4 protein-coding genes are annotated in these 2,511 nt (G+C 70.9%); 2 read left to right on the top strand and 2 right to left on the bottom strand.

Annotated features, from left to right (window positions below; translation table 11 throughout):
* Positions 1-117 precede the first annotated feature (117 nt).
* Complete coding sequence (sodN, locus tag ACWGH4_RS34055) at positions 118-513, bottom strand: superoxide dismutase, Ni (RefSeq protein ID WP_189893600.1); 396 nt, start codon at positions 511-513, stop codon at positions 118-120.
* Between the two features lie 150 nt (positions 514-663).
* Here sodN and sodX point away from each other — a divergent pair, with 150 nt between their 5' ends.
* Complete coding sequence (gene sodX / locus ACWGH4_RS34050) at positions 664-1,083, top strand: nickel-type superoxide dismutase maturation protease (protein WP_453467654.1); 420 nt, start codon at positions 664-666, stop codon at positions 1,081-1,083.
* Here sodX and ACWGH4_RS34045 read toward each other — a convergent pair.
* Positions 987-1,616, bottom strand: coding sequence for a CGNR zinc finger domain-containing protein (locus ACWGH4_RS34045; protein WP_005312054.1), 630 nt, complete (start codon positions 1,614-1,616; stop codon positions 987-989). The genes sodX and ACWGH4_RS34045 overlap by 97 nt on opposite strands.
* Before the next feature lie 164 nt (positions 1,617-1,780).
* Between ACWGH4_RS34045 and ACWGH4_RS34040 the strand changes: the two genes are divergently transcribed.
* Positions 1,781-2,470, top strand: a complete 690-nt coding sequence (locus ACWGH4_RS34040; RefSeq protein ID WP_453467657.1) for a class I SAM-dependent methyltransferase — start codon at positions 1,781-1,783, stop codon at positions 2,468-2,470.
* The last annotated feature ends 41 nt before the right edge of the window (positions 2,471-2,511 follow it).

The following is a 2,511-nucleotide window of genomic DNA, read 5'->3' as shown; positions in this document are numbered from 1 at the left end:
GGGTAAAAGACCGCACCCGGGCCGCCATGGACGCCGTGCTCGGCGGCCTGCGGCCCGGGTGCGGACAGGTGAGCGACTCGACCCGCGAGACGGCGGGTCGAAGCGCCTGACCGGAGGTCAGGCCTTCTTGGTCTCCCAGAAGATCTTGTCGATCTGGGCGATGTAGTCGAGGGCCTTCTGGCCGGTCGCCGGGTCCGTGGAGGCCTTGGCGGCGGAGAGCGCCTTCAGGGTGTCGTTGATGAGCTGGTGGAGCTCGGGGTACTTCTCGAAGTGCGGGGGCTTGAAGTAGTCGCTCCAGAGCACCGAGACGTGGTGCTTGGCGAGCTCCGCGCGCTGCTCCTTGATGACCGTGGCGCGGGCGCGGAAGTGCGGGTCCTCGTTGGCCTGGTACTTCTCCTGGACGGCCTTGACCGACTCCGCCTCGATGCGGGCCTGGGCCGGGTCGTAGACACCGCAAGGCAGGTCGCAGTGGGCGCTGACCTTCACCTTGGGGGCAAACAGGCGGGAGAGCATTGAGCTGTCCTTCCTCGTGATCGTCTTCTCAGGTGGGACATTACTCCGTGAGGAACCCGTTTTGGCGGGTGCCCCCATGGGCTTAGGTCAAAAGTCCGGGGTCCGAGCCGGGCCGGTGGCCGAACATACAGTGGGAGTCGGAGGTGGCTGATGACTGAACAGGGGCGGGAGCCGAGGGCCCGGTTCGGGGTCGCCGAGGTGACCGGGCCGTCGATGGTTCCGACGCTGGTGCACGGGGACCAGCTGCTGGTCGACTACCGCGCCTCGCTGCGGGTCGGCGACGTGGCGGTGCTCCGCCATCCGCTCCAGCAGGATCTCCTCATCGTCAAACGGCTGGCCGAACGGCGCGACGGGGGCTGGTGGGTGCTCGGCGACAATCCCGGCGCCGACGGCGACAGCCGGGTCTTCGGGGTGGTGCCGCCCGAGCTGCTGCTCGGCCGGGTGCGCAGCCGCTTCCGTCCGCTCGGCCGGGATCAGCGGTCCGTGACGGGGGTCGTCTCCTGGCTGGTCTCCGCGGTGCGGCCGGTGGGCCCGGACCGCTCGCTCTCCAGACGCTTGCGCGCCCGGTAGGCGGCCACGTTGGCGCGGGTCGCGCAGCGGTCGGAGCAGTAGCGGCGCGAGCGGTTCGTGGACGTGTCCAGGTAGGCGTTGCGGCAGGGCGCCGCCTGGCAGAGGCCGAGGCGGTCGACGCCGTACTCGGTCAGATGGAACGCCAGTCCCATCGCGGCGATCGCGGCATAACCCGCGGTCGCGTTCGAAGGGTGGTCGGCGAGGTGCATGTGCCACTTGGGGCGGCCGTCCTCGTCCCGGTGGTCGTGCCCCGAGATCTGCGGGCTGACGGGGAACTCCAGCAGCAGGGAGTTGAGCAGGTCGACGGCCTGGGTCTCCTCACCCGCGTCGGCCGCGGCGAAGACCGCGCGCAGCCGGCCCCGTACCGAGCGGAAGCGGGTGACGTCCGAGTCGGTGGCGCGGCGGGCGGCCTGGGACGACGCGCCGAAGAGCTCGCGGACGGCTTCGACCGAGGTGAGGGAGTCCTTGTTGCGAGCCGGCTCCTCGGTGTTGACCAGCCGTACGGCGTAGTCCGAGTAATAGGCCAGTTCCACTTGTAGTCCTTACAGCGGCGTTCTAGGGTGAGGGTAACGGCTGCTTATCAATCGAGGGTATTACGGACAGGGGGCTTCCGGTGGGCGGGACGGACAAGGGCACGACGGCGGGCACCGACTGGCGGGCCTGGCAGGAGAGCTGGGACCGCCAGCAGGAGTGGTACATGCCCGACCGCGAGGAGCGGTTCCGGGTGATGCTGGACATGGTCGGGGCCACGGTCGGCCCCAAGCCGAGAGTCCTCGACCTCGCCTGCGGTACGGGAAGTATCACGGACCGGCTCCTGGGACGGTTCCCGGAGGCCACCAGCACCGGGGTCGACCTCGACCCCGCGCTGCTGACGATCGCCCGGGGCCACTTCGCGGGTGACGAGCGCGTCTCGTTCGTCACCGCCGACCTCAAGGACCCCGCCTGGACCACGTCCCTGCCGCACACCTCGTACGACGCGGTGCTCACCGCCACCGCGCTGCACTGGCTCCACAGCGAACCGCTGGCCGCGCTCTACCGGCAGATCGGCACCCTCGTCCGCGACGGCGGCGTCTTCATGAACGCCGACCACATGAAGGACGCCTCCACGCCCCGCATCAACGCCGCCGAGCGCGCGCACCGGCACGCGGGCATGGAACGGGCCAGGGCGGCCGGCGCCCTCGACTGGGCCGAGTGGTGGGCGCTCGCCGCCGAGGACCCGGTCCTCGCCGAGCCGACCGCGGAGCGGTTCCGCATCTACGGCGAGCACGCCGACGGTGACACCCCCTCCGCCCAGTGGCACGCCGATGCCCTGCGGGCGGCGGGCTTCGCCGAGGCGCGCCCGGTGTGGGCGTCGCCGTCGGACGCGCTGGTGCTGGCCCTGAAGTAGCGGCGGAACGCGCAGGGGCGGTACGGACCACCGGTCCGTAC

Source organism: Streptomyces sp. NPDC054847, assembly GCF_053610925.1.
Note: the sequence above shows the minus strand (reverse complement) of the source record. Positions and strands in the feature narration are given on the sequence as shown.